Consider the following 23,964-nt stretch of genomic DNA (forward strand, 5'->3'; position numbering starts at 1 on the left):
CTGTAACTGCGGGACCTGACAGTTGTGCATTGTCACATTCAGGGATTGAATGTTGCCCTCATGCAGTCATCGCCCGTTCGGGCCGGTCGACACGCAAGGAGAGCTCGGCATGCCCGATCAGTTCGCGTTTGTACTCCCCAAGGTCATGGCCCAAGCCGGACAACTTGATCCAGGCTTCGCCGCCAACGGCAAAGCCTGGGTTCATTTCGAAGACAGCACTTCGAGCCTGATCACCGGATTGACCATCGACTGTGCCGGCCGAATCCTGGTCGCTGCCAGGATCGAGACCCCCCATGGCAGCCGGTTCGGCCTGACGCGACTCAACCATGACGGTTCGACCGACCCGGGTTTCGGCAGCCGCGGCTGCGTGATCGGCGCGTTCGAACAGGGCTTCGAAGCGACGGCGGGTAAAGTGATCGAGCTGCCCGACGGGCATATCCTGCTGTCCGGCCTGCACTACGAAAACAACGAACACACCCTTCCCGCCGTGGCACTGTTCGATCAGCAGGGCCGTGCCGTCCAGAGCTTCGGCAACGCGGGCAGGCACATCATCCGGCTCTGCGGCAATCTCTCGCAAGGCCTGCGCGATCCCTGGCTGCCGCCCGGCGTGCCGGGGCTTGAGGCCTGCGACATGCAAGTACAGGCCGATGGCCGGATCCTCTTGCTCGCCAACCATCACTATCAATTGTCCGACCATGTCGGCGTACTGATCCGGCTCCTGCCGGACGGGGCCTTGGACACTTCATTCAACGGCCGTGGTTTCGTGATGGTCCGACGCTTGTTGAAAAATACCTGGCTCGGCTGCCTGATGCTCCAGGCGGACGGCCATATTGTCGTCGGCGGCGCCATTGACTTGCCCCAGCATGGCTTGATCGCCCGCTATGACAGCAGCGGCAAGCTCGATGACAGCTTCGGCGAAGAGGGCTTCCTGTCCGTCCTGGCACAGGGTCATAGCGCGATGGTCAGCCAGATCGTCCAGGATGCGAACGGTGATCTGCAGGCGTTCGGCAGCAGCCGCGACCCGATGCATAGCCTGTCCCTGAAAGTGCGCGCGGACGGCAAGCCGGACCGTCACTGCAATCAGGGCCAATGCCAGCTCATGGCGATCGGGCGCAACGCCAGCCAGTGGACCGCCGCACAGCTTCAACCGGACGGCAAGCTGGTTACCGCCGGTGCCACCATCGGCGGTATCGAAGCCGACTTCGTGCTCGCCCGGCATTTGCCGGATACCAGCCTCGATCCGGACTTCGGTGAAGGCAAAGGCTGGGTTCGCACGCGACTGGGCTACAGCCTGGACACCGCCACTGCCCTGGCGGTGCAGGCTGACGGCAGAATCCTGGTGGGCGGCTACTCGCTCCAGGGGCATTATCGGGCGGTGGTTGCGCGGTATTGGGCCTGAGCAATGTCCCCCGGTTCAACACTATTGGGCGGCGTATGCCTCCATTGAAGCTTGCATAACTGAAAAGCCCACCATCAGGCGGGCTTCAATCATGTCCTCGAAGCGGCGCAGAACCGCAACACCAGGATGCCCGCGAGTGCGGCCAGGGTAGAACCGGCCAATACGCCAACCTTCACTTCATCGATCAACAACTGGGCGCCGGGGAATGCCAGGTTGCCTATGAACAAACTCATCGTGAAGCCGATGCCGCACAATAACGCCACCCCATACACCTGTCGCCACGAACTGTGGGTCGGCATTTGCGCCAGCCCTGTCTTGATCGCTACCAGCGCGAAGGTGAAGACGCCTATCTGTTTACCCAGCAACAACCCGGCAGCAACACCCAGCGGCACAGGATCAAGCAGGTTGCTCAGGGACACCCCTGCCAGAGAAACACCGGCATTGGCGAAGCCGAAAATGGGCATGACAATGAACGCAACCCACGGCGACAAGCGCTGTTCGAGTCTGAGCAGTGGGGACTGCGCTTCGTCGAGGTGTTTGTTCAACGGGATGCAAAAAGCAAGGGCGACACCCGCCAAGGTCGCATGTATGCCTGATTTGAGCACCAGTACCCAGAGCACCACACCCAGCACCAGATAAGGTAACAACCGAGTGACTCCGGCCCTGTTCATGATGAACAACACAGCGATCACAGCGGCGGACGCGGCAAGCATGGCCACATCCAGGCCGGAGGTGTAGAACACGGCGATGATAGCGACCGCGCCCAAGTCATCGAGTATGGCAAGCGCGGAAAGGAAAACCTTCAGGGATATCGGCACTCTGCTGCCCAGCAGCGAGAGCACCCCGAGCGCAAACGCGATGTCGGTGGCCGCCGGAATGGCCCAACCCGCCAACGTTTCGGCAGAGTTTCTGTTGACCCAGGCATAGATGAGGGCAGGCACGATCATCCCTCCCAGCGCAGCGAACCCCGGCAGCGCCCTCTGGCTCCATTTGGCCAGTTCCCCCACTTGCATTTCTCGCTTGATTTCAAGGCCTACCAGCAGAAAGAACACCGCCATCAACGCATCGTTGACCCAATGTTCGAGTGACATTCCCCAAAAGGACGAATGCAGCACACCGGTATAAGTGGGTAATAGCGGGCTGTTAGCCACGATCAACGCAGCGAGCGCCGAAAACATAAGCACGATGCCACCAGAGGACTCCGCTTGCATGAAGCGCTCCAGTGGCGTGGCCTTGCGCGAATTACCGCCCTGAGTTGAAGTGTTCCCCATCATTTCCTCCCATAATCCGATCAGGCCTGGATTCTACCCAATACTTGGACGAGCTGTAGTAGTTGTCTTACAACTCGTTCAGATCGAAGAGGATTACGGGAAAAGCGGCCTTGCGCAGGGTTCGCAATCGCATTACCTCAACAGGATGTACCGATCTATCGCCAAGGCCGCGCCGTCTTCGGTCACGGCGGCGGTCACCACATCCGCCTGGCGCCTGATGGCCTCCTCCGCCTGGCCCATGGCAATCGACAATCCCGCCCGGTGAAACATCGCTGGGTCGTTGCCACCGTCGCCCATCGCCGCCGTCTGCTCCAGCGGCACGTCGAGGAAAGCGGCCAGGGTCGACAGCGCTTCGCCTTTGTTCGCCTTCATCGCCGTCACATCCAGGTAGATCGGTTGTGAACGCGACACCTGGGCCTGGCCCTTGAGCAGCGGATGCAGCCGAGCCTCCAACTCCACCAGCAAGTCGGTGTTAGCGCTGGTGGCGACGATCTTGTCGATCCGCTCCAGGTAAGGCTCGAAACTCTCGACCTCTACCGGCGGGTAGCCCAGGCCACGCGTCTCCACCGGCACCATCGGACCGTTGGCGTCGCGCACCAGCCAGTCGCCATCGGCAAATACCCAGACTTCGATGCCCGGCTGATCGGCGTACAGCGCCAGTGTGGCCAATGCAGCCTCGGGTGGCAGGTAATGGACGGCGAGGAAACTGCCGTCGGGATGAACCAGCGTGCCGCCATTGAACGCCGCCGTGGGCAGGTCGACGCCCAGGGCCTCGATCTGCTGCAACATGGCCCGTGGCGGTCGCCCGGTGGCGAGGCTGAACAGCACCCCGGCCTCCCGCAATGCGCGAACCGCTTCGATGGTGCGCTGGTTGAGACTGTGATCAGGCAGCAACAAGGTGCCGTCCATGTCGCTGAGTAAAAACCGGATGGGACGCTTCACCAGATCACTCATCCGAGGCCATGCCAGACGCGATTGTCGCGGGTCAGCAAATCATCGGCGGACGCCGGGCCATCTTCACCGGCCTTGTAGGGCTGGACCGTTGCGTCCTGCTGCCAGGCGTCGAGGAACGGCTGCACGGCGCGCCAGCCGTTTTCGATGTTGTCGGCGCGCTGGAACAGGGTCTGATCGCCGGTCAGGCAATCGTAGATCAGGGTTTCGTAACCCGTGGACGGCTGCATTTCGAAAAAGTCCTTATAGGCAAAGCCCAATTCGATATTGGCCATGTCGAGCGCCGGCCCCGGCCGTTTGGCCAGCAGGTCGAACCACATGCCTTCATTGGGCTGAATCTGGATTCTCAAGTACGTCGGTTGCAGTTCGTCGACTTCGGTGTCGCGAAACTGTGCGTAAGGCGCCGGCTTGAAACAGATGACGATCTCCGTGTCCCGCACGCTCATGCGCTTGCCGGTGCGCAGGTAAAACGGCACGCCCACCCAACGCCAGTTATCAATCATGACCTTGAGCGCGACATAGGTCTCGGTGTTGCTGTCGGCGGCGACGTTAGCTTCCTGGCGATAACCGTTCACCGCCTTGCCAGCGACTTCGCCGGCGGTGTACTGGCCGCGGATCGAGTTGGCGCGGGCCTGTTCCACCGACCAGGGCCGGATCGCCCCGACGACCTTGGCCTTTTCCCCACGCACCGCGTCGGCCCCAAATGCCGCTGGCGGCTCCATGGCCACCATCGCCAGCAATTGGAAAAGATGGTTGGGCACCATGTCCCGCAGGGCGCCGGTGTGTTCATAAAAACTGCCACGGGTTTCCACGCCGACGGTTTCGGCGGCGGTGATTTGTACGTGGTCGATGTAGTGGTTGTTCCAGAACGCCTCGAACAGGCTGTTGGAGAAACGGCTGACCAGAATGTTCTGTACCGTTTCCTTGCCCAGGTAATGGTCGATGCGATAGATCTGCTTCTCGCTCATGACCTTGAGCAGGCAGGCATTCAGCGCTTCGGCGGTTTGCAGATCGGAACCGAATGGTTTTTCGATCACCACCCGCCGGAAGGCCCCCTCCTGTTCCTGAAGCAGCCCGGCCGCACCGAGGCGGCTGACCACTTCACTGAAAAAGCGCGGCGCGGTCGCCAGGTAGAAGACCGCGTTGCCGGTGCCGCTGGCGGCGATTTTCGCCGCCAGCGCCCGGTAGGTGCCGTCATCGAGGAAATCACCCTGGACGTAGCTGATGCCCTGGGCCAGCTTGGCCCACAGCGCCGGGTCGAGCGCGCGGTCGGCATCACCGCCCATGCTCGCCGCTTCGTTACGGATGAAATCCTCGAGTTTCCTGGCAAAATCCACATCGCTGATGGCGTTGTGGTCAACCCCGATGATGCGCAGCCCATCGTCCAGCAGACCGTCGCGACTGAGGTGGTAAAGCGCCGGCATGAGCAGGCGCTTGACCAGATCGCCATGGGCGCCGAACAGAAACAACGTAGTCGGCGGCGCGGGTTCTGCCTTGGATTTGCTGGCGATCGAGGTCATTTTTTCGGCGTCTCCACGTGGCCGCCAAAGCCGAAGCGCATGGCCGAGAGCATTTTATCGCCGTAGGTGCTTTGCTGGCGCGAGCGGAAACGGGCGAACAGCGAACTGGACAGGACCGGAACCGGCACGGCTTGCTCGATGGCGGCCTCGATGGTCCAGCGCCCTTCCCCGCTGTCGGCGACCTCACCGGAAAAGCCGTCCAGTTTCGGATCGCTGGCCAACGCGTCGGCGGTCAAGTCCAGCAACCAGGACGACACCACGCTGCCGCGACGCCAGACTTCGGCGATATCGGCCACGTTCAGGTCGAAACGCTGCTCCGGTGGCAGGCTTTCGCTGGATTTGGTCTTGAGGATGTCGAAGCCCTCGGCGAAGGCCTGCATCATGCCGTATTCGATGCCGTTGTGGATCATCTTCACGAAATGCCCCGAACCCGCCGGGCCCGCATGGATGTAGCCACGTTCGGCACGGTCATCGTCGGATGTGCGGTCACGGGTGCGTGGGATGTCGCCCATGCCCGGCGCCAGGCTGTCGAACAGCGGGTCCAAGCGCTTCACCACCTCGGCCTCACCGCCAATCATCATGCAGTAGCCGCGCTCCAGGCCCCAAACGCCGCCGGAGGTGCCGACATCGATGTAGCTCAGGCCTTTTTCCGACAGGGCCTGTGAGCGACGGATGTCGTCTTTGTAATACGTGTTACCGCCGTCAATGATCACGTCACCCGGCTCGAGCAGCTCGCTGAGGACGTTGATGGTGTCTTCGGTGGGTGCGCCGGCCGGCAGCATGACCCAGACCGCCCGTGGCTTTTCCAGGCCGGCGACGAGCGCCGGCAGGTCCGCGACGCCCGTGGCGCCTTCCTGGCGCAGGTTTTCGACAAAAGCGGCATTGCGGTCATAGACGACGGTGGCGTGCCCATTGAGCATCAGGCGCCGCGCAATATTGCCGCCCATGCGGCCCAGTCCAATGATCCCGAGTTGCATGTGCTGATGCTCCCTACTACAAATAAAGGTGTGTCAAAGATTTAACACTATCGACTAAAGGAGGTTAGTCCAGAGCATTGCTGCATAGTTTCCGGGTAATTCGAGCGATCACAAGGGATAACGCTCAAGATTCGGCCAAAGACACAGCGACCATGAAAAATAAAAAAGTTCCAATCACAGGCAAAAGAAATCAGAATCGGCGCCGATAGTAGAGGTGTCGACCAAATCATGGCGACATCTCTATAGTTGATGTACGCCATTTGCGAGGTGAGCAATGGGCCCTGTCGTTACCACACGTCCTCCCCAAACCCTTTATGTGACCATTCGTCGCGATGAATTGCGCCTACTCAAGGAAGAACGCGATCTGCTGCTCGATGAAGTGACGCAACTGCGCATGCAGCTGCAACACGCACAGCTGTCCCACCAGAGCCAGTCCTTGGCTCGGTAACCGCCCCAGAGACACAGCACCAGGAAGTGGCACTGGCTCAAGCCGGTGTCACTGATATGCCCTGTGGCGAGGGAGCTTGCTCCCGTTCGGTTGCGCAGCAACCGCCAAGCCTTGGGGCCGCTACGCGACCCAGCGGGAGCAAGCTCCCTCGCCACGGGATGGTGCGCCTGTTCGCCCGTCTCGCTATCGGTTCGTTCCCTTCCCTGCATTTTGTATCCGAAAAACTCACAAAGTTTTCACAACCGGCTCGTAATACTCCCGGCCTTTAAGGTTGCTCGGCGCAGGCCTGCGGTCACCAATCCGGTGCCGACAGCCGCGTCGATAAAGGGCTGGAGCGCTTGATGAGCTTGTTCAAACGCAGCAAAACGACTGCGAAAGGTTTCGATTGGGCCGGATTCGGCTGGCTGTTTCTGTTCTTCTGGTACTTCTCGGGTATCACCCAACTGCTCATCCTGCTGAGCGATACCTCCGGTTTCACCGGCTTTCGCCAAGCGTTCGTGATGAGTGCGGTGTGGCTGGCGCCCCTGCTGCTCTTCCCCGCCCGTACACGCTTGCTCGCGGCATTGATCGGCGTTGTGCTGTGGGCTTGTTCCATGGCCAGCCTGGGCTACTTCTTCATTTACCAGCAGGAATTTTCCCAGAGCGTCATCTTCATCATGTTCGAGTCGAACGTGTCCGAAGCCGGCGAGTACCTGACTCAGTATTTTGCCTGGTGGATGGTGGCGGCGTTCCTGGCCCACACCGCGGTTGGTTACTGGCTCTGGAGCCGCCTGCGCCCGGTGTACCTGCCTCGGGGCCAGGCCATGGTCGCCGCAGCCGTCATCGTGCTTGCCGTGGTCGGTTATCCGCTGGTCAAGCAGACCCTGCGCACCGGCAGCTTCGCCAGTGGCCTGGAGAAATTCGAAGATCGCATCGAGCCGGCGGTGCCGTGGCAGATGCTGGTGGCCTATCGTCGCTACGGTGAGCAACTGGAGAACATGCAAGGCATGCTCCACAGCGCCAGCAAGATCGCGCCTTTGCGCAACCTCAAGGATGCCATGGCCGAGCAGCCGGCCACCCTGGTGCTGGTGATTGGCGAATCCACCAACCGCCAACGCATGAGCCTCTACGGTTACCCGCGGGAAACCACGCCGGAACTGGACAAGCTCAAGGATCAGCTTTCGGTGTTCGACAATGTCATCACCCCGCGCCCCTACACCATCGAAGCGCTGCAACAGGTGCTGACGTTCGCCGACGAGGAAAATCCAGACCTGTACCTGAGTACGCCATCGCTGGTGAGCATGATGAAGCAGGCCGGCTACAAGACCTTCTGGATCACCAACCAGCAGACCATGACCAAGCGCAACACCATGCTCACGACCTTTTCCCAACAGGCCGACGAACAGGTGTACCTGAACAACAACCGCAACCAGAATGCCGCGCAGTACGATGGCGACGTGATCGAGCCGTTCAACAAGGCCTTGGGCGACAGCGCCCCGCGCAAGCTGATCGTGGTGCACTTGCTCGGCACTCACATGAGCTACCAGTACCGGTATCCGCCGACGTTCAACAAGTTCACTGATCGTCAGGGCGTACCGGCGGGCCTGCGGGATGATCAGGTCCCGACCTACAACAGCTACGATAACGCGGTGCTGTACAACGACTTCGTCGTGTCCAGCCTGATCAAGGATTACGCCAAGACCGATCCCAACGGCTTCCTGCTGTACCTGTCGGACCATGGTGAAGACGTGTTCGATTCGCAGGGTCACGGCACCCTGGGCCGTAACGAAGGCAAGCCGACCGCGCCGATGTACACCATTCCCTTCATGGCCTGGGCCTCGCCCAAGTGGCGCGAAAACCATGACTGGAACTTTGCCGGCGACCTGTCACGGCCGTACAGCAGCTCGCACCTGATTCACACCTGGGCGGACATGGCGGGCTTGAGTTTTGACGAGCTGGACCGTAGCAAGAGCCTGGTCAGCGATGACTTCAAGGCCCGTCCGCTGCTGATCGGCAATCCGTATCAAACCCCGCGCAAGGCCCTGATCGACTTCAGCCTGATGCAGCCCAAGGCGCCAGTGGCCGAAGTCGTACAGAAATAACCGAAGCCGACCGGATGCCCGCTTTTACAGGGGCTTGATCCAGAACTGCATGGGCCCGTGAGCTGGATCGAACATGCCGGGGGCAAAGCCGAACTTGGCGTAGCTGCCTTGGGCCACGGCATTGCCCTCAAGCACTTCCAGGGTAATCTTGCAGCAACCGCGCTGGCGGGAGATGTCCTCGACCTTCTGCAGCATCTTCTGGCTCAACCCGAGGCCGCGAAATTCCGGCATGACCGCCACGTCATGGATGTTCACCAAGGGCCGGCAGGCAAAGGTTGAAAAACCTTCGAAACAATTGACCAGCCCCGCCGGTTCGCCATTGACGAAAGCCAGTACGCTGAAAGCATGAGGACGCTTGGCCAGTTCCTCGGGCAGGTGCAGCAGGACCTCGGCCGGCAACGGATGCCCCCCGCCCATCGGGTCCTGCGCATAGCCGTTGAGCACATGACAGATCGCTTCAGCGTGGACCGGGTTGGTGTAGCTGGCTTGCAGAACAAGGATGTCCTTGGCTTCTTCCATGACCTTCCATCTCACTTCGGTAGTACCGGCGGCTCGACGCCATCGGCGGGATACAGGTCAGGCAGGCTGACCAAAACGTTGCATTTGCATTTCCTGGAGGCGACTGAGCGTACGGCGAAACGGGAATTGCAGATAGCCCTCGGTGTACAACTCATCCATCGGCACCGCCGCCGAAAGGCACAACGGCACCTTGCGGTCATAGCATTCATCGACTAGGGCAATGAACCGCCGTACGCCGTCGTCGTGGACCGACAACTGTGGCAACTCACGGTCACCAGCCACGACTCGTTCCACCCCGTCCTCGGTGCCACGGGCAATGCGTCCTTCGCGCTGTTCGGCGCTCAGGCAGGGCACGTCGCTGAGCAGGATGACGTTGAAGCGGTCGCACAGCGCCATGAAATCCAACGCCGAGAACGGTTGCTCGCACAGGTCGGCGTAACGGCTCCAGAGCACGGTATCGCTGGCCTGGACCGGTTCAAGCAGACGATGGCCCACGTTAATCGGCGTGCGGCTCGACACCTGCCCAGTGGTCAGCAGGTTGAAGACATCGCCCAGCGGATCGGGTTGCCCGGGATCGCGCAGCCAATAACGTTGCTGCAATTGGCCTGGGTGCTGGCGATGGTCTTGCCAGCCGTTCACCGGCACGACCTGCATGTGCTGCTTGATCGCAGTGATGGTCGGCAGGAAGCGCTCACGGTTGTGGCCGTTGGCATAGAGTTCTTCCGGTGGCAGGTTGGAGGTGCTCACCATCACCATGCCCAGTTCGAACATCACCTGAAACAAGCGCCCGAGGATGATCGCGTCACCAATGTCGTTGACGAACAACTCGTCGAAACACAGCACCCGTACTTCCGCGCTCAACTCCCGGGCCAGGGCTTGCAAAGGATCCGGCGTGCCGGTGAGCTGGAACGAACGCTGGTGCACCCACGCCATGAAATGGTGGAAATGCTGACGGCGGGCCGGCACCTTGAGGCTTTCATAAAAGCGGTCCATCAGCCAGGTCTTGCCACGCCCCACCGGGCCCCAGAGATAAACGCCCTTGATCGACTTGCGCCCTTCGTGCAACGCCTGGTGGCATTGCTCCAGCGCCATGATGGCCAATTCCTGGGCCTCGTCCTGGACGAAGCCGTGGTGTTCGATGGCGTGCTGCCAGGCAGTCAAGGGGGAGTCGAAAGTCATACGGCCCGGGTCCGGAAAACGAAGGTGGGGAGTATGCCATGACAGTAAGGAGTGATGAGTCATTCAACTGTTTGCGGCGCTAACCCAGGGCTGAACAAAAAAACCTGTGGCCTATACAAAACCTGTGGCGAGGGAGCTTGCTCCCGCTGGGCCGGTCCGACGCCTCGGGCGCAGCGGCCCCAAGCTTTTGCGGTTGCTGCGCAACCGAGCGGGAGCAAGCTCCCTCGCCACAACAGCGTTCGCCTCTTTAAGGTGAAACACCTTAAACCGAGATATCCAACCGGCTGATCTTGCCCTGCTCATCGAGCCGGAAGGTATAACGCAACTCCAGCGGGCTGCCGGGGAACGTTCCGGAGATCAGGTTCTGCACCAGCACCTTACCGGTGCGCTGCTGCACATTGAGGACTTCCACCCGCGGCTGGAAGCGCTGGGCGGTGTCTTCCATCCATTGGGCGATGGCCTGGGTGCCAACGCGATGCTGGCCTTCATCGAACACGTTGGCATCCTCGGCGAAGAAACGCGTCACCGCCGAACTGTCACGGGCATTGGCAGCCGCGATGTAGCCGGCGATGGCCGGGGCCAGGGAAGAGACGGGATTGGACATGGTACGGCTCCTTGTTTTATCGATCTGGCACCATGCTAGAACAGCGTTGTGTCAGTTTTTGTCAGGAGTGAAACGCCCGGTTTCGTCCAACTTCATCAGCGCAAACCAGTCCCGCAACAAATCGCTGCGCCGGCCCGGATACCGCTCGCCCTGCTCGGTGGCCGAGGCAATCCGGTCGGTGCGAAAGGTCCGATAGGCGCCGCGCAATTCGCACCAGGCCACCACCACTCGCGCCTCATTGAAAAAGCCCAGGGCCAGCGGCCAGATCAGGCGCTGGCTCGGGGTCTTGTTCACGTCGGCATAGTCGATGTGCAGCTTGGCCTGGGCGCGAATGGCCTGGCGGTAGACATTCAGTTCCACGGTGTTCTGCGGATAGCCATAACCCGGCGGGCCAGGCAGTACCGTAGGGTTGCGCAACGCGTCTCGCACATCCGGGGCCAGCACCGCGGCGACCTTCGCCAGGGCGTCGGCGGCCGCCTTGCCCAGCACCTCGTCGGCGCGCTGATCCACGTAGCGCAAGCCCAGCACAATGGCCTCGATTTCATCGGCGGTGAACATCAGTGGCGGCAGGAACAGGCCGCTGCGCAACACATAACCAATGCCCGCCTCGCCCTGGATCGGCGCGCCGAGGGCCGTGAGTTCGGCAATGTCGCGGTACAAGGTGCGCTCGGATACATTCAGCTCACCCGCCAACGTCGCAGCAGTGACCGGACAACGCTTGCCCCGCAGGACTTGCAGCAAAGTGAGCAGCCGAGTGGTACGCGACACGGTGGACTGTCCGCAAAGAAAAAGATGACGCAGATTAGCAGAGGCTGGTGTCAGAAACTGTCAGGAGCCCTTTGACCACGTCATGAGTCTGTGTGTCATGAGCCTTGTGGTAGGAGCCTTTGTGGCAAGGGAGCTTGCTCCCGCTGGGCTGCGCAGCAGCCCCGAGGCTATTGGAATGCGGTACGTCAGGCTGATCAAGTCGACGTTTTTGGGGGCGCTGCGCACCCCAGCGGGAGCAAGCTCCCTCGCCACAAAAGCGCTCCTGCCAAGGGTTCAGTGGTTGCCGTGGAAGCGCTGTGGGGTATCGTGCTCAATCGCTTCCGAGTTTTTCATTCCTTGAGAGTCAATCCATGCGCAGAATCCTCGGCCTTTCCATATTCCTGATCCTGCTCAGCCTGAGCGCCTGCGCCCTCTTCCCGCACCGTGACCCGCTTAACATCAACGTGGTCGGCATCGAACCGCTGCCCAACCAGGGCCTGGAAGTGCGCTTCGCCGTGAAGCTGCGCGTACAGAACCCCAACGAAACCGCCATCGACTACAACGGCGTGGCGCTGGACCTGGAGGTCAATGGCCGTACGCTGGCGACAGGGGTCAGTGACCAGACCGGTTCGATCCCGCGCTTTTCCGAAGCGATCCTGAGCGTCCCGGTGAGCATTTCGGCGTTTTCCGTGCTGCGCCAGACCCTGGGCCTGAGCCAGACCCAAAGCCTGGACAACCTGCCCTATGTGCTTAAGGGCAAGCTCGCTGGCGGCGTGTTCGGCACGATGCGCTTCGTCGACCGCGGGACCCTCGAACTGCCGGGTTCCGCGGCGACGTGGTGAATCACGCCGTGAAGCGCACGCCAGGCTTGGCGCGCTCGTCCACCACCAGTTCGAACACGTCCGGCCTGGCGTAATGTCCGACCACGTCATAGTCGTAGCGCGCCCGCACCAGGTCATCGGTGTCGATTTCGGCGGTCAGTAGCCCGGCGGTGTCTTTCAGCGGCCCAGCGAGCACATCGCCCATGGGCCCGACAATCACACTGCCACCGGCAATCAGCGGCCGTTCGGCCGGCCAGTGCGCAACCTCAATACCCAACGCTTGCGGCGAGGCCTGAACCTGACAGGCACTGACCACAAAACAACGCCCTTCGTGGGCGATATGGCGCATGGTCACCTGCCACATCTCCCGCTCATCCACCGTCGGCGCACACCAGACGTCCACCCCCTTGGCGTACATCGCGGTGCGCAGCAGCGGCATCATGTTTTCCCAGCACACTGCCGCGCCGACCCGGCCGACCTGGCTGTCGATCACTGGCAAAGTCGAACCATCGCCCTTGCCCCAGATCAGCCGCTCGGTACCGGTGGGCATCAACTTGCGGTGCCGGGCCACCAGGCCCGCATCGGGTTCGAAATACAGCGCGGTGCAGTACAGGGTGCTGCCGACACGCTCGATGACGCCCAGCACCAGGCTCGCCCCCGTACGTGCCGACAGGCCGGCCAGCGCTTCGGTTTCCACACCGGGTACATCAATGGCGTTGGCAAAATAGCGGGCGAACGCCTCACGCCCCTCCGGCAACCGGTAACCCAGTTGCGTCCCGAACCCCTCGCCCTTGGGATACCCACCGAGCAACGCTTCGGGCATGACCACCAGGCGGGCGCCGGCCTGGCGAATGGCGTCTTCATAGGCAAGGATCTGCGCCAGGGTCTCGCCCTTGCCACCCGGCAACGAACCGATCTGCAGGGCAGCCACAATGGATTTGGGCATGGTTTTCAACTCCTTGATCATCAGGTGTTGCTGATTCTCAAGGAGCGGCCGATCATCAATAAAGCCCAGAATGCTGCTAAATGATATGAGCCTCATGAATATCGCCGACATCGACCTCAACCTGCTCAAGACCTTCGAAGCCCTGCATGACGAATCCAGCGCCAGCCGCGCCGCCGTGCGCCTGGGCGTGACCCAATCGGCCATCAGCGCTGCGCTGCGCAGACTTCGCGGTTTGTATGACGATCAATTGTTCGTGCGCACGGGTCGGGGCCTGGCGCCGACACTGCGGGCCAACCAGCTGAAGCCGGTGATCAGCGAAGCCCTGGACAAATGCCGCCAGAGCCTGGCGATGGTCGACCCGGACGCCAGTCGTTACGACGGCCGCTCGGTCACCATTGGCCTTTCGGACGATTTCGAGATTGCCCATGGGCGGCGCCTGATCGAGGAAGTGGCCCGTCGCGCGCCGGGCCTGCGCTTGATTTTCCGCCAGACCCACAGCCAGATCGTCGGCCGGGCCCTGATGGAGCGCGACCTCGACCTGGCGATCACGGCGGGCGGTTTCGCGCAGCGGTTGCTCAGCCGCCAGGTGTTGGGTGAAGGCGATTACGCCTGCCTGCTGGATGCGGCGAGCCTGGCGCAAGGCCAACAATCCCTCAGTCTGGAGGCATTCGTAGCCCGTGAGCATCTGTTGGTGTCTTCGGGGGGCTTCATCGGCATCACTGACGAAGGGTTGGCCGGGCTTGGCCTGAGTCGGCGAGTCTGTGCCTCGACCACCCACTTTGCCGCGTTGCCGTTCCTGCTCAAGGGCAGCCAGGCCGTGGCGACGATTCCGGCCCACGCCGCCCGGGCCATCGCCGACCTCAGCGGCCTGGCGTTGCTGCCCTGCCCTCTGGCCTTGCCCCGCTACCCCATCGAACTGGGCTGGCGGACTCACACGCAAATGGACCCGGCAGTGCTCAAGGTGCGCGAGGCCATTACCGCAACGTTTACCTGAGGTTTACTTGTTGGCGGCCATCAGTCGATTGACTTCACTGCGCACCATGTTGGCGTATTCCGGCGGCGACATGCCGTCCAGTTCGGCACGCACCCACTCGGCCCACTTGCCCTTGCGCTTGGAACGCTCGCCGAACAGGCGGGCGGCATCGCCCTTGGCCTTGCCCAGGTTGTTTTGCCACAGTTCAAAGAGTCGGGATTTTTCGTCTTCCAGCGCGGCGCGCTCGGCCAGGGGCTTGTCAGCCAGATTGAAGCTCATGGGAATTACCTGTTGCGTAAATAGGCGCCATCTTACACCTTGCAGGGAAACGGCTTAACCACGATTTGCGATGGACTGCCCTGCCAAGGCCGAGCACTGCAACTTTTTAACAGGCGCAGCACTCCATTGTTCAATGCCATCATCCACACAAGGAGTACTTCCATGGCCCGTAAAGGCACCGTGCAAGCGAACGGAGAGCAAATCAAGGATCAAGCCTTCAGCGAATTGACGGCGCTGATTGAAGAATCGGAAAAGCTGCTCAAAAGCAGTGCCTCGCTGGTGGGCGAAGAGGCCGAAAACCTGCGAGACCAGATCTCCCAGAAACTGCAACAGGCGCGCGACTCGGTCACCAGCGCCCGGGAGCGCACTCGTCCCATGGTCGATGCCACTGAGGTCTATATTGGCGGCCACCCCTGGCAGACCGTGGCGATTTCCGCTGGGTTCGGGCTGGTGGTGGGGTTGCTGCTAGGGCGGCGCTAAACAACAGAACCCAGACTCCCACAGGGATTTGTGATTGGACCATTCAACACTGTGGGAGCGAGCTTGCTCGCGATGGCGGTGTGTCAGGCAACATCTCTGCTGCTGAACCACCGCTATCGCGAGCAAGCTCGCTCCCACAGGGACTTGTTATTGCCTTAAGCAGTGGGCCCCGCCCGCAGGATCGACGCATCCTCCCCGCGATACAACGCCTCCACCTTCCCCGCCCGCCACTGCAACACCGCCCGTTGGTTGATCGAACCCTTGTCGGTGATTTCACCACGGTCGATGGACGCTGGTTCATCGAGCAAGGCTATCCACTCCACGCGACTGGCGTTGCCGCTGGCTTCGCGGTTCAAGCGTTGCAGCCAGTCGGCGAACCATTGGCGTACCGGCGGGCTGGCGAGGACCTGGGCGTCGCTGGCGTCCATGCCCAGGCCCGACAGGCGCCGGCATTCAGCAAGCCGTGGAAACACCAGCGCGCCCAGGCACTCGCGATCCGGTGCAGTGATCACCAGGTCCTGGACATAGGGCGTGCCTTCCAACACCGCCCGGTTGCGCAGCGGCCCGACGCTGACGAACACACCGGAAGACAATTTGAAGTCCTCGGCGATCCGCCCGTCGAACATCAGCCCCAGTTGCGGATCGCTGGCATCGGCCAGTTTGATCGCATCCCCCGAGCAATAGAAACCGTCCTCGTCGAACACTTCGGCTGTCTGCTGCGGCGAACGCCAGTAGCCAGGCATGATGTGCGGCCCGCGAAAACGTCCTTCGAACTTGCCGTCCACCGGTACCAGCCGGACCTCGCAGCCGGGGGCCGGAAGGCCGATGTAGCCGGCCATGGACAAAGGGCCGGTGGTGAAGGTGCAGGACGGCGACGCTTCGGTCATGCCCAGGCCCGCCATCATGCGGATACGTTCGCCGCAATGCTGCTCGGCGACCTTGTCGAGTCGGTCCCAGGTAGTTTGCGACAGGCCCGCCGCCGCAAAGAAAAACAGGCTGATGCGCTTGAAGAAACGCTCGCGCAATTCACCGTCCTGCTCCAGGGCGCTGACCAGTTCCTCCCACCCCTTGGGTACGGTCAGGTAGGCAGTCGGCGAAATCTCCTTGAGGTTGCGCAGGGTCTCGGCGAAGCCCTGGGCGGTGGGTTTGCCGTCGTCCAGGTAGAACGTGCCGCCGTTGTACAACACGATGCCGAGGTTGTGGCTGCCACCGAACGTGTGGTTCCACGGCAGCCAGTCCACCAGCACCGGCGGCACCTCGCCAAACACCGGAAAAGTCTGCAGCAGCATCTGTTGATTGGCGCACAGCATGCGCTGGGTGGTGATCACCGCCTTGGGCAGCTTGGTGGAGCCCGAGGTGAACAGGAACTTGGCGATGCTGTCCGGGCCGGTGGCGGCGAACGCCCGCTCGGCCTCCGCGCCGCCGGGTTGGGCCAGCAGGCTGGCGAAGCTTGTCCGCGACCGCCCCGCCATGTCGCCACGCACGGTGATCAGGGGAACGTCCGCCGGCAATACGGCATTGATCGCCCGCTCGAACGGGGCGGCTTCGCTGACAAACACCAGCCCCGGCTGCAGCAGATCGCAGACGTGGCGCAGCTTGGCGAAATCCTGGGACAGCAATGAATAGGCCGGCGACACCGGGCAATAGGGAATGCCGGCGTACATCGCGCCGAGGGCCATTTGCAAGTGTTCGATGTCGTTGCCGGAGAGCAACGCCAAGGGTTTTTCCGCCGACAGGCCGTAACCCAGCAAGCTTTGGGCGATGGCCCGGACACTGTCGAGCATCTGCGCATAGCTGACCCGGCGCCAGTCACCGCCTGCTTCACGGGCCGCGATAAACGTCTGCTGCGGGCGCACCTGGGCCCAGTGCACCAGGCGCTCGAGCAAACGCGCCGGCAGCGGGGCCAGGGGTTCCAGGGAGCGCATGTGCAAAATGCCGCGCTCTTCCCGGACTTCGACGGCTGGATGACCAATCGACACCTGGCGATACCGCCCGGCTTCGGGTCGGGAGGACGATCTGGACTCGGAACTCACGTACATTTCCTCCACCAAGGCACGCTCGGGTCGCGATACGAGCGGAGCGTGGCAGCGCTGGGCTGCGGCCTTGTCATTGTTATTCTGGCCTGCATCCGGGCGGCGGCTTTCAAGGTTCGACCGCCCGTGATGCGATGGTTTTCAGATCGGGTAATGCCGGGGACCGTTCTGCAAGGTCACCCAACGCAACTGGGTGAAATGCTCGATGGACGCCTTGCCGCCAAAGCTGCCGTAACCGCTGGACTTGACCCCGCCGAAGGGCATCTGCGCCTCGTCGTGCACGGTCGGCCCGTTGATGTGGCAAATGCCCGACTCGACCCGCTGGGCCAGAGCCAACGCGCGGGTGGTGTCGCGACTGAAAATCGCAGCCGACAGGCCGAACTCGGAATCGTTGGCCAGGCGCAGCAGTTCTTCATCGCCGTTACCGCGCAATAGCACCGCCACCGGCCCGAAGGATTCTTCGCGATACAGGCGCATCTGTGCAGTGACGCCGTCGAGCAAGGTCGGCTGCAGGATGCTGCCTTCCAACTGGCCACCGGTGACCAGCGTTGCGCCTTTGGCCAAGGCATCGTCGATCAGCCCCTTGATGCGCTGGCCGGCACTGGCATCGACCAACGAGCCCAGCACCGAATCACCTGCCGCCGGATCACCGGCACGCAAGGTGGCGATCTTGGCGGTCAGCTTGGCGATGAACTCATCCGCCACCCGGGCGTCGACGATCAGGCGCTCGGTGGACATGCAGATCTGGCCCTGGTTGAAGTAGGCCCCGAAGGCGGCCGCTTGCACGGCTGCGTCCAGGTCGGCGTCGTCCAGCACCAATAGCGGCGCCTTCCCGCCCAGCTCGAGCAACGCTGGCTTGAGATGGCGCGCCGACAGTTCGCCGACGATGCGCCCAACGTAGGTCGAACCGGTGAAGTTGACCCGGCGCACCGCCGGGTTGGCGATCAACCGTTCGACAATGGCCGGCGCATCCGCCGGTGCGTTACAGATCACGTTGACCACACCGTCACCCAGCCCGGCGTCCTGCAACACCTGGCCGATCAGCCGGTGCACGGCCGGGCTTATCTCGGAAGCCTTGAGCACCACGGTATTACCGCAGGCCAGGGGCATGGCGATGGCACGGGTGGCGAGAATCACCGGGGCGTTCCATGGCGCGATGCCCAGCACCACGCCACAGGGCTGACGCAGGGCCATGGCAAAACTGCCAGGCACGTCCGAAGGAATGATTTCACCGTTGATCTGGGTCGTCATCGACGCCGCTTCGCGGAGCATGTTCGCCGCCAGGTGCACGTTGAAGCCGTACCAGTTGGCCATGGCACCGGTCTCGCCGGCAGCAGCGACGAATTCACTGCTACGGGCCTGCAACTGTTCGGCCGCACGCAACAGACGCGTGCGGCGCTCGTTGGGCGCCAGCGCGGCCCAGGTGGGAAACGCCGCTTGGGCGGCGGCCACGGCGGCATCGGCGTCTTCCAGGGTGGCGGCGGCCACGCGAGACACCACCTCACCCGTCACCGGGTTGCAGCGTTCGAAGGTCCGGCCGTCGCGGGCCGGGCACGACTGGCCGCCAATCAACAGGGGCACGTCCAGCATGGTGATTCCTCTTTATTGTCTTTATCGGGAATACGTTCACAGTAGCGCCGAGGGCCTTGGACGAACAGCCTGCGGACGCACGATGGCGCCCGCCGCGCGGTGGTCTCAGCGCTTGTAGGTCTGCAGGCCTGGCTTGATGCTCTTGTCGTCCAGGAACTGCTTCATCCCCTGCTCGCGGCCACCCTCGGTGTCGAGCAGGCGCGACTGGTCGAGCTTGGCGTACAGGTAATCCTCATTCTGCTCCCAGGTCAGTTCGCGGCAGCGTTTGAAGCCATGCTTGGCCGCCCGCAGTACCACCGGGTTCTTTTCCAACAGGTTGCGCGCCAGCTCCACGGTGACTTCACGCAGTTGCGCCAAAGGCACGCTCTCATTGACCAGGCCCATCTCAGCGGCTTTCTGCCCGCCGAAGGTCTTGCCGGTCATGATGTAGTACAGCGATTGACGATGGCCCACGGTATCGGCCATGGCCTTGCTGACGAGGTTGCCCGGCGGGATGCCCCAGTTGATTTCCGAGAGACCGAAGGTCGCTTCGTCGGCACAGATTGCCAGGTCGCATGCCACCAGCGGGCTGAAACCGCCACCGAAGCACCAACCATTGACCATGGCGATGGTCGGCTTGGCGTACATGCGCAGCAGTTTCCACTGCCATTGCGACGCTTCGCGACGGATTTTTTCCTGGAGGATTTCCGGGCCGGCATCCACTTCGCGGAAGTATTCCTTGAGGTCCATGCCGGCGGTCCAGGCATCACCGGCCCCGGTCAGCACCAACACGCCTGCGGCCGGATCCTGCTCCAGGGTCTCGAGCACGTCGATCATCTCGCGGTTGAGGGTCGGGCTCATGGCGTTGCGTTTTTCCGGGCGATTGAGGGTGACCCAGGCGATGCCCTCTTCGATATCGACCTTGACCGTTTTCCAGCGACCTTCGTAATTGCTCATGATGCGGGCTCTCTTGTTCTTGGCTGAAGATGATCAAAAACTAAACTGGAAATTTAGTTATGTCAATTAACTATTAATCAGTTTATCCGTATTTTTCAGAGGCAGGGTCGAAGGCTAAAAAATTCCAAAATGCACAAGCCCGTAGCCAGGGCGCCGCAACCCCGGCAAACTGGATAGCCTTGTTAATCACTTACTTTGAGGAAGCTCACTTCGATGGCCAAGTCTTCCAAGCTTGCCGAACCCGCCGAGACCCTGGTCGCCGGGACCGACGCGCAGGCACCGCTGGACTCCGCGCTGGACGACCTGATCGGCTATGCCCTGCGCCGCGCCCAGTTGAAACTGTTCCAGAACCTGATCGGCCGGCTCGCCGTCCACGATTTGCGCCCCGCCCAGTTCTCGGCCCTGGCGATCATCGACCAGAATCCCGGCCTGATGCAGGCCGACCTGGCCAAAGCCCTGGCGATCGAACCGCCGCAAGTGGTGCCGCTGTTGAATAAGCTGGAAAGCCGAGCCCTGGCGGTGCGCGTGCGCTGCAAGCCGGACAAGCGCTCCTATGGAATATTCCTGAGCAAGACCGGCGAAACCCTGCTCAAGGAACTCAAGCAAATCGCCGCCCAGAGCGACCTTGATTCCACCGCAACCCTCTCAGGGACTGAGCGCGAGGAGTTGCTGCGGTTGTTGAAGAAGGTTTACCAGTAACAGAACACCGCTCCCCCTGTGGCGAGGGAGCAAGCTCCCTCGCCACAAAAGCGTTGCGTCGCACCTCAGCGCATCACCAGATCGGCACGCTGTACGTCACCAGGAATCGGGTCTGGTTCTCGTCGCGAAACGCCGCCGTCCCCGGAAAGTCGTTGCGATAGATCGACTTGCGCGCCAGCAGCCCAACGTTTTTCAGTGGGCCGCTCTGGATCACGTACCCCAGCTCCATCTGGAACTCACGCTCCTTGCGATCCTCGGCGTTCAGGGCCGCCAGTTCGATATGATCGCCACGCACATACCGCAGTCGACTCCTCAAGCCCGGCACGCCCACGGCGGCGAAGTCGTAGTCATGGATTGCTTGCCAGGTGCGTTCCTTGGCATTGAGAAAGTCCGAGCTCATAGTCATTTCACTCAAGCCCATCAACTCGGTGCCGGACACATAAGGCGTGGCCGTATCGCCGCTCGAATGCATGTAGCCCAGGCTCACGCGATGCCCGCCCAGGCGATAGCCGACCAGCGCCGAGACATTGCGGTTATCCACCTTTCCGGCCTTGGCGGCGCCGTCTTCGTCACTGAAAAAACTGCGCAGGTCGGTGGTCAGGACACCGTCGCCCAGGGGCAGGTTATGCAACAACGCCAGGGTGTTCTGCTGGTACAGGTCTGCCACTTCGGCGTGGTAGGCCCGCAGGCTGAGGTCTTTGTTGACCTGGTAGTCGCCGCCTACATACGCCATATGGGAAGAGGTCGCCGCGCCGTTGAATCGGCGGTTGGGCGAGGCGATGCTCATCGGCTGGTAATCGGTGGAATCGCGGCGAGCGATGCGATCGATGTAACCCGTGTTCAACGTCAAACCGTCGAAATCCTTGGAACTGAGCGTCGTCCCGCGAAAGGTCTGCGGCAGCAATCGCGACGGACTGGCAAAGGCAAACGGCAGAAAGATCGATACATCGCCGGTCTTCACCGTGGTTTGGGCGAAACGCAGCTTGCCGGTCACGCCCAGGCGCGAATACTCATCCGCCGCGCGCTTGTCGCTGCTGGACACCGGCAACAGCTCGGTGCCGCTGCGATCCGGCGACGAATCGAGCTTGATGCCCAGCAACCCCCTCACATCCAGGCCGAACCCGACCGTGCCCGGGGTGAACCCCGACTCCATGTTCATGAACACACCCTGCGCCCATTCCCGGGCTGCGGTCTTGGCGCCGTCGTCCTTGTAGTCGCGGTCCATGTAGTAGTTGCGCAGGGTCAGCGTACCGTGGCTGTCGTCGATGAAGCCTTCCGCCCACAATGCGGGAGCGCCGAGGCTCAGCCCGAGACAGGCCAGCAGAGGGACGAGAGATGAAACAGGGCGCGCCGTCAGCGTGTCCCGAGCAAGGTTTGGCATGTTCGGTGTCCATTTATTGTTGTTGTTTTGATCGGCCCAACCTTGGCGATGAAAGGCCGTGCGGACAAAGAATGGAAACGGCATGGGCCCTTCGTCAATCACGAATGTTCGATAATCGAACATTAATATAATTAACTAATTTACTAATTCATCCATAGATTGTTGCCAAGCACCTGATTTTCATAATGAACTGGCCGCTTATTGGCATCCTCCTGGCGCCCTTCATTTTTTAGTTAGCTTTGTTAATCTTAAAAGCACCCCGCCCGGTTTCCTCCGAGCCGGTGTCCCTCACAAAAACAATAAGAGGATTTGCCATGGACCGTCCGGCGCGTCGTGCGACGCTGACCATTGCCTTGTGTTTCATCGTTGCGTTGATCGAGGGTTTCGACCTGCAGTCAGCCGGTACCGCCGCCGCAGGATTACGGCAGACGTTTGCCCTTGACCCGAAAATGATGGGTTGGGTGTTCAGCGCCGGGATCATCGGATTGCTGCCGGGAGCCTTCTTCGGGGGCTGGATCGCTGATCGCATCGGTCGCAAGAAAATCCTCATCGCCGCTGTCTTGCTGTTCGGCGTGTTTTCTCTCAGCACCGCTTATGTCGAACACTTCTCCAGCCTGTTGCTGGTGCGCTTCATGACCGGCCTGGGCCTAGGTGCCGCCCTGCCCAACCTCATTGCCCTGTGTGCCGAAGCCGTGGGTGAGCAGCGCCGAGGCACGGCCATCAGCGTGATGTATGCCGGGGTGCCGTTGGGCGGCGCGTTGGCCGCCGTGGTCGCGATGCTGTTTGGCGAGCACTGGCAGATGACGTTTTTCATCGGCGGGTTGGCACCGTTGCTGGTGGTCCCGCTGATGCTCCTGTGGCTTCCTGAATCCAGCGCCTTTCGCCAGGCCCAGGATGGTAGCCAACGACGCGGTTCCACTGCCCAGGCGCTGTTCGGTGAAGGTCGCAGCCGTACCACCTTGGCCCTGTGGCTGAGCTATTTCTTCACCCTGACGGTGATGTACATGTTGCTCAACTGGCTGCCGTCGTTGCTGCTGGAACAGGGCTTCAGCAAACCCCAGGCTGGCCTGGTGCAGATGCTGTTCAACATCGGCGGCGCCCTTGGCTCGTTGCTGGGCGGCCTGTTGCTGGACCGTTGCAATGGCATCAAGGTGGTGCTGTTTGTCTATGCCGGCCTGTTGAGCGCCCTGGCCGGGGTCGGGCTGTCCATTGGTATCGTGCCCATGGCCATGGCCGGGTTCGCCGCCGGGTTGTTTGTCATGGCTGCGCAGTTGGTGCTCTATGCCTTGGCACCGCCCTCCTACCCTACGGCCGTGCGTGCGACGGGGGTGGGTGCGGCGGTGGCCATCGGGCGCCTGGGGTCGGTGGCCGGGCCTCTGGCCGCCGGGCAGATCCTGGCGGCCGGGGGTGGGACCACTGCTGTATTGCTGGCGACTTCCCCAGGGTTGGTGGTTGCGACGTTGGCTGTTCTCAGTGTGATTCGTTATTCGGCCGGGCCACGGTTTGATGTTACGAATCCGGTTGTTGAGAACTCCTGACTTGGGGTGAATATCCGTTATTTAGGTCACGGCGGCTTAGGGCTCCGCCCTGACGGCGGCTCACTTTTGAGAAGCCCGGAAGCCGGCCCAGTCAAGCAAAACGCTTTTGCCCCACCACTCGGCACCTCGCTTAGGCTTGGTGTGCCCGAACGAAGGCATTGCTCCGTGGGCCCGCGTCTCCCCTGTGGGAGCGAGCCTGCTCGCGAAGAGGCCAGCAAACCCAACATCCATGTGACTGAACCACCGCTATCGCGAGCAAGCTCGCTCCCACATTCAATGTCCAGTGAACACAAAATTTATGTCCAACACAGAACCACCGTGGGAGCGAGCCTGCTCGCGATGAGACCAGTCAGACCAATATCCATGTGACTGAACCACCGCTATCGCGAGCAGGCTCGCTCCCACACTAGATTTCAGCCAGACACATAATTCACATGCCCCCAGCCTCTTCTGTGGGAGCGGGCTTGCTCGCGATGAAGCCAGCAAGCCCAACATCCATGTGACTGAACCACCACTATCGCGAGCAAGCTCGCTCCCACAATGGGCCTGTGGTGAACACAAGACTTATGAACGCCCAAGATCACCTGTGGGA

22 protein-coding genes are annotated in these 23,964 nt (G+C 61.7%); 8 read left to right on the forward strand and 14 right to left on the reverse strand.

The window, feature by feature from the left end:
• Nucleotides 1–109 precede the first annotated feature (109 nt).
• Nucleotides 110–1,399, forward strand: a complete 1,290-nt coding sequence (locus tag AC515T_RS16175) for a hypothetical protein (protein WP_496529135.1) — start codon at nucleotides 110–112, stop codon at nucleotides 1,397–1,399.
• Between the two features lie 89 nt (nucleotides 1,400–1,488).
• On the opposite strand, the gene nhaA is transcribed toward AC515T_RS16175, so the two are convergent.
• The 4 genes from nhaA to gnd all read right to left on the reverse strand — a co-directional run bounded on the left by nhaA (nucleotide 1,489) and on the right by gnd (nucleotide 6,142).
• Nucleotides 1,489–2,670: a Na+/H+ antiporter NhaA gene (gene nhaA, locus AC515T_RS16180; protein ID WP_496533147.1), complete on the reverse strand. Its 1,182-nt coding sequence runs from the start codon at nucleotides 2,668–2,670 to the stop codon at nucleotides 1,489–1,491.
• A gap of 132 nt (nucleotides 2,671–2,802) precedes the next feature.
• Complete coding sequence (locus AC515T_RS16185; RefSeq protein WP_496529136.1) at nucleotides 2,803–3,624, reverse strand: HAD family hydrolase; 822 nt, start codon at nucleotides 3,622–3,624, stop codon at nucleotides 2,803–2,805.
• Complete coding sequence (zwf, locus tag AC515T_RS16190) at nucleotides 3,621–5,141, reverse strand: glucose-6-phosphate dehydrogenase (protein WP_496529137.1); 1,521 nt, start codon at nucleotides 5,139–5,141, stop codon at nucleotides 3,621–3,623. The genes AC515T_RS16185 and zwf overlap by 4 nt, the downstream gene beginning before the upstream one ends.
• Nucleotides 5,138–6,142 (reverse strand): phosphogluconate dehydrogenase (NAD(+)-dependent, decarboxylating), encoded by a 1,005-nt coding sequence (gnd, locus tag AC515T_RS16195; RefSeq protein WP_496533148.1) that lies wholly within the window; start codon nucleotides 6,140–6,142, stop codon nucleotides 5,138–5,140. The genes zwf and gnd overlap by 4 nt, the downstream gene beginning before the upstream one ends.
• A 250-nt stretch (nucleotides 6,143–6,392) precedes the next feature.
• Between gnd and AC515T_RS16200 the strand changes: the two genes are divergently transcribed.
• Together AC515T_RS16200 and AC515T_RS16205 are read left to right on the forward strand one after the other, a co-directional pair.
• Nucleotides 6,393–6,566, forward strand: a complete 174-nt coding sequence (locus AC515T_RS16200; protein ID WP_192260451.1) for a DUF6026 family protein — start codon at nucleotides 6,393–6,395, stop codon at nucleotides 6,564–6,566.
• A gap of 341 nt (nucleotides 6,567–6,907) precedes the next feature.
• On the forward strand, nucleotides 6,908–8,647 hold the full coding sequence (locus AC515T_RS16205; RefSeq protein WP_496529138.1) for a phosphoethanolamine transferase CptA: 1,740 nt from the start codon (nucleotides 6,908–6,910) through the stop codon (nucleotides 8,645–8,647).
• 24 nt (nucleotides 8,648–8,671) lie between these two features.
• On the opposite strand, the gene AC515T_RS16210 is transcribed toward AC515T_RS16205, so the two are convergent.
• The 4 genes from AC515T_RS16210 to AC515T_RS16225 form a co-directional block, all read right to left on the reverse strand.
• Nucleotides 8,672–9,166 carry a GNAT family N-acetyltransferase gene (locus AC515T_RS16210; protein WP_496529139.1) on the reverse strand — a complete coding sequence of 165 codons (495 nt, stop codon included), beginning with the start codon at nucleotides 9,164–9,166 and terminating at the stop codon, nucleotides 8,672–8,674.
• A gap of 57 nt (nucleotides 9,167–9,223) precedes the next feature.
• Nucleotides 9,224–10,345 (reverse strand): cell division protein ZapE, encoded by a 1,122-nt coding sequence (zapE, locus tag AC515T_RS16215; RefSeq protein WP_496529140.1) that lies wholly within the window; start codon nucleotides 10,343–10,345, stop codon nucleotides 9,224–9,226.
• Between the two features lie 262 nt (nucleotides 10,346–10,607).
• Nucleotides 10,608–10,949, reverse strand: a complete 342-nt coding sequence (locus AC515T_RS16220) for a nuclear transport factor 2 family protein (RefSeq protein WP_122565511.1) — start codon at nucleotides 10,947–10,949, stop codon at nucleotides 10,608–10,610.
• 51 nt (nucleotides 10,950–11,000) lie between these two features.
• A complete protein-coding gene (locus tag AC515T_RS16225; protein WP_060742566.1) occupies nucleotides 11,001–11,717 on the reverse strand; it encodes a helix-turn-helix transcriptional regulator in 717 nt (238 codons plus the stop codon).
• A 350-nt stretch (nucleotides 11,718–12,067) separates the two neighbouring features.
• On the opposite strand from AC515T_RS16225, the gene AC515T_RS16230 reads away from it, so the two are divergent.
• Nucleotides 12,068–12,538, forward strand: a complete 471-nt coding sequence (locus tag AC515T_RS16230; protein WP_496529141.1) for an LEA/WHy family protein — start codon at nucleotides 12,068–12,070, stop codon at nucleotides 12,536–12,538.
• Between the two features lies 1 nt (nucleotide 12,539).
• On the opposite strand, the gene AC515T_RS16235 is transcribed toward AC515T_RS16230, so the two are convergent.
• Nucleotides 12,540–13,463, reverse strand: coding sequence for a carbon-nitrogen hydrolase family protein (locus AC515T_RS16235; protein WP_496529142.1), 924 nt, complete (start codon nucleotides 13,461–13,463; stop codon nucleotides 12,540–12,542).
• An 85-nt stretch (nucleotides 13,464–13,548) separates the two neighbouring features.
• Here AC515T_RS16235 and AC515T_RS16240 point away from each other — a divergent pair, with 85 nt between their 5' ends.
• Nucleotides 13,549–14,457 (forward strand): LysR family transcriptional regulator, encoded by a 909-nt coding sequence (locus AC515T_RS16240; protein WP_496533149.1) that lies wholly within the window; start codon nucleotides 13,549–13,551, stop codon nucleotides 14,455–14,457.
• A gap of 3 nt (nucleotides 14,458–14,460) precedes the next feature.
• Here the strand turns inward: AC515T_RS16240 and AC515T_RS16245 are convergent, their stop codons facing one another.
• Nucleotides 14,461–14,715, reverse strand: a complete 255-nt coding sequence (locus AC515T_RS16245; RefSeq protein WP_003181187.1) for a hypothetical protein — start codon at nucleotides 14,713–14,715, stop codon at nucleotides 14,461–14,463.
• Between the two features lie 162 nt (nucleotides 14,716–14,877).
• Here AC515T_RS16245 and AC515T_RS16250 point away from each other — a divergent pair, with 162 nt between their 5' ends.
• On the forward strand, nucleotides 14,878–15,195 hold the full coding sequence (locus tag AC515T_RS16250; RefSeq protein WP_072405449.1) for an ElaB/YgaM/YqjD family protein: 318 nt from the start codon (nucleotides 14,878–14,880) through the stop codon (nucleotides 15,193–15,195).
• Between the two features lie 155 nt (nucleotides 15,196–15,350).
• Here AC515T_RS16250 and AC515T_RS16255 read toward each other — a convergent pair whose 3' ends face one another.
• The 3 genes from AC515T_RS16255 to AC515T_RS16265 all read right to left on the reverse strand — a co-directional run bounded on the left by AC515T_RS16255 (nucleotide 15,351) and on the right by AC515T_RS16265 (nucleotide 19,754).
• Nucleotides 15,351–17,228 carry a feruloyl-CoA synthase gene (locus AC515T_RS16255; protein WP_496529143.1) on the reverse strand — a complete coding sequence of 626 codons (1,878 nt, stop codon included), beginning with the start codon at nucleotides 17,226–17,228 and terminating at the stop codon, nucleotides 15,351–15,353.
• Between the two features lie 141 nt (nucleotides 17,229–17,369).
• Nucleotides 17,370–18,818, reverse strand: a complete 1,449-nt coding sequence (locus AC515T_RS16260; RefSeq protein WP_496529144.1) for an aldehyde dehydrogenase — start codon at nucleotides 18,816–18,818, stop codon at nucleotides 17,370–17,372.
• A gap of 105 nt (nucleotides 18,819–18,923) precedes the next feature.
• Nucleotides 18,924–19,754: a p-hydroxycinnamoyl CoA hydratase/lyase gene (locus AC515T_RS16265; protein WP_003202420.1), complete on the reverse strand. Its 831-nt coding sequence runs from the start codon at nucleotides 19,752–19,754 to the stop codon at nucleotides 18,924–18,926.
• Between the two features lie 213 nt (nucleotides 19,755–19,967).
• On the opposite strand from AC515T_RS16265, the gene AC515T_RS16270 reads away from it, so the two are divergent.
• Nucleotides 19,968–20,453 carry a MarR family winged helix-turn-helix transcriptional regulator gene (locus AC515T_RS16270; protein ID WP_496529145.1) on the forward strand — a complete coding sequence of 162 codons (486 nt, stop codon included), beginning with the start codon at nucleotides 19,968–19,970 and terminating at the stop codon, nucleotides 20,451–20,453.
• Nucleotides 20,454–20,526: 73 nt separating this feature from the next.
• Here AC515T_RS16270 and AC515T_RS16275 read toward each other — a convergent pair whose 3' ends face one another.
• Nucleotides 20,527–21,834, reverse strand: a complete 1,308-nt coding sequence (locus AC515T_RS16275; protein WP_496529146.1) for an OprD family porin — start codon at nucleotides 21,832–21,834, stop codon at nucleotides 20,527–20,529.
• A 314-nt stretch (nucleotides 21,835–22,148) separates the two neighbouring features.
• Between AC515T_RS16275 and mhpT the strand changes: the two genes are divergently transcribed.
• Nucleotides 22,149–23,372, forward strand: coding sequence for a 3-(3-hydroxy-phenyl)propionate transporter MhpT (gene mhpT, locus AC515T_RS16280; RefSeq protein ID WP_496529147.1), 1,224 nt, complete (start codon nucleotides 22,149–22,151; stop codon nucleotides 23,370–23,372).
• The last annotated feature ends 592 nt before the right edge of the window (nucleotides 23,373–23,964 follow it).

The organism is Pseudomonas sp. FSO-7 (assembly GCF_059579345.1).

Coding starts and splice junctions, on each gene's coding strand:
- AC515T_RS16175 (WP_496529135.1), top strand. CDS start 110: ATGCCCGATCAGTTCGCGTTTGTACTCCCCAAGGTCATGGCCCAAGCC.
- nhaA (WP_496533147.1), bottom strand. CDS start 2,670: ATGGGGAACACTTCAACTCAGGGCGGTAATTCGCGCAAGGCCACGCCA.
- AC515T_RS16185 (WP_496529136.1), bottom strand. CDS start 3,624: ATGAGTGATCTGGTGAAGCGTCCCATCCGGTTTTTACTCAGCGACATG.
- zwf (WP_496529137.1), bottom strand. CDS start 5,141: ATGACCTCGATCGCCAGCAAATCCAAGGCAGAACCCGCGCCGCCGACT.
- AC515T_RS16200 (WP_192260451.1), top strand. CDS start 6,393: ATGGGCCCTGTCGTTACCACACGTCCTCCCCAAACCCTTTATGTGACC.
- AC515T_RS16205 (WP_496529138.1), top strand. CDS start 6,908: ATGAGCTTGTTCAAACGCAGCAAAACGACTGCGAAAGGTTTCGATTGG.
- AC515T_RS16210 (WP_496529139.1), bottom strand. CDS start 9,166: ATGGAAGAAGCCAAGGACATCCTTGTTCTGCAAGCCAGCTACACCAAC.
- zapE (WP_496529140.1), bottom strand. CDS start 10,345: ATGACTTTCGACTCCCCCTTGACTGCCTGGCAGCACGCCATCGAACAC.
- AC515T_RS16220 (WP_122565511.1), bottom strand. CDS start 10,949: ATGTCCAATCCCGTCTCTTCCCTGGCCCCGGCCATCGCCGGCTACATC.
- AC515T_RS16230 (WP_496529141.1), top strand. CDS start 12,068: ATGCGCAGAATCCTCGGCCTTTCCATATTCCTGATCCTGCTCAGCCTG.
- AC515T_RS16235 (WP_496529142.1), bottom strand. CDS start 13,463: ATGCCCAAATCCATTGTGGCTGCCCTGCAGATCGGTTCGTTGCCGGGT.
- AC515T_RS16240 (WP_496533149.1), top strand. CDS start 13,549: ATGAGCCTCATGAATATCGCCGACATCGACCTCAACCTGCTCAAGACC.
- AC515T_RS16245 (WP_003181187.1), bottom strand. CDS start 14,715: ATGAGCTTCAATCTGGCTGACAAGCCCCTGGCCGAGCGCGCCGCGCTG.
- AC515T_RS16250 (WP_072405449.1), top strand. CDS start 14,878: ATGGCCCGTAAAGGCACCGTGCAAGCGAACGGAGAGCAAATCAAGGAT.
- AC515T_RS16260 (WP_496529144.1), bottom strand. CDS start 18,818: ATGCTGGACGTGCCCCTGTTGATTGGCGGCCAGTCGTGCCCGGCCCGC.
- AC515T_RS16265 (WP_003202420.1), bottom strand. CDS start 19,754: ATGAGCAATTACGAAGGTCGCTGGAAAACGGTCAAGGTCGATATCGAA.
- AC515T_RS16270 (WP_496529145.1), top strand. CDS start 19,968: ATGGCCAAGTCTTCCAAGCTTGCCGAACCCGCCGAGACCCTGGTCGCC.
- AC515T_RS16275 (WP_496529146.1), bottom strand. CDS start 21,834: ATGCCAAACCTTGCTCGGGACACGCTGACGGCGCGCCCTGTTTCATCT.
- mhpT (WP_496529147.1), top strand. CDS start 22,149: ATGGACCGTCCGGCGCGTCGTGCGACGCTGACCATTGCCTTGTGTTTC.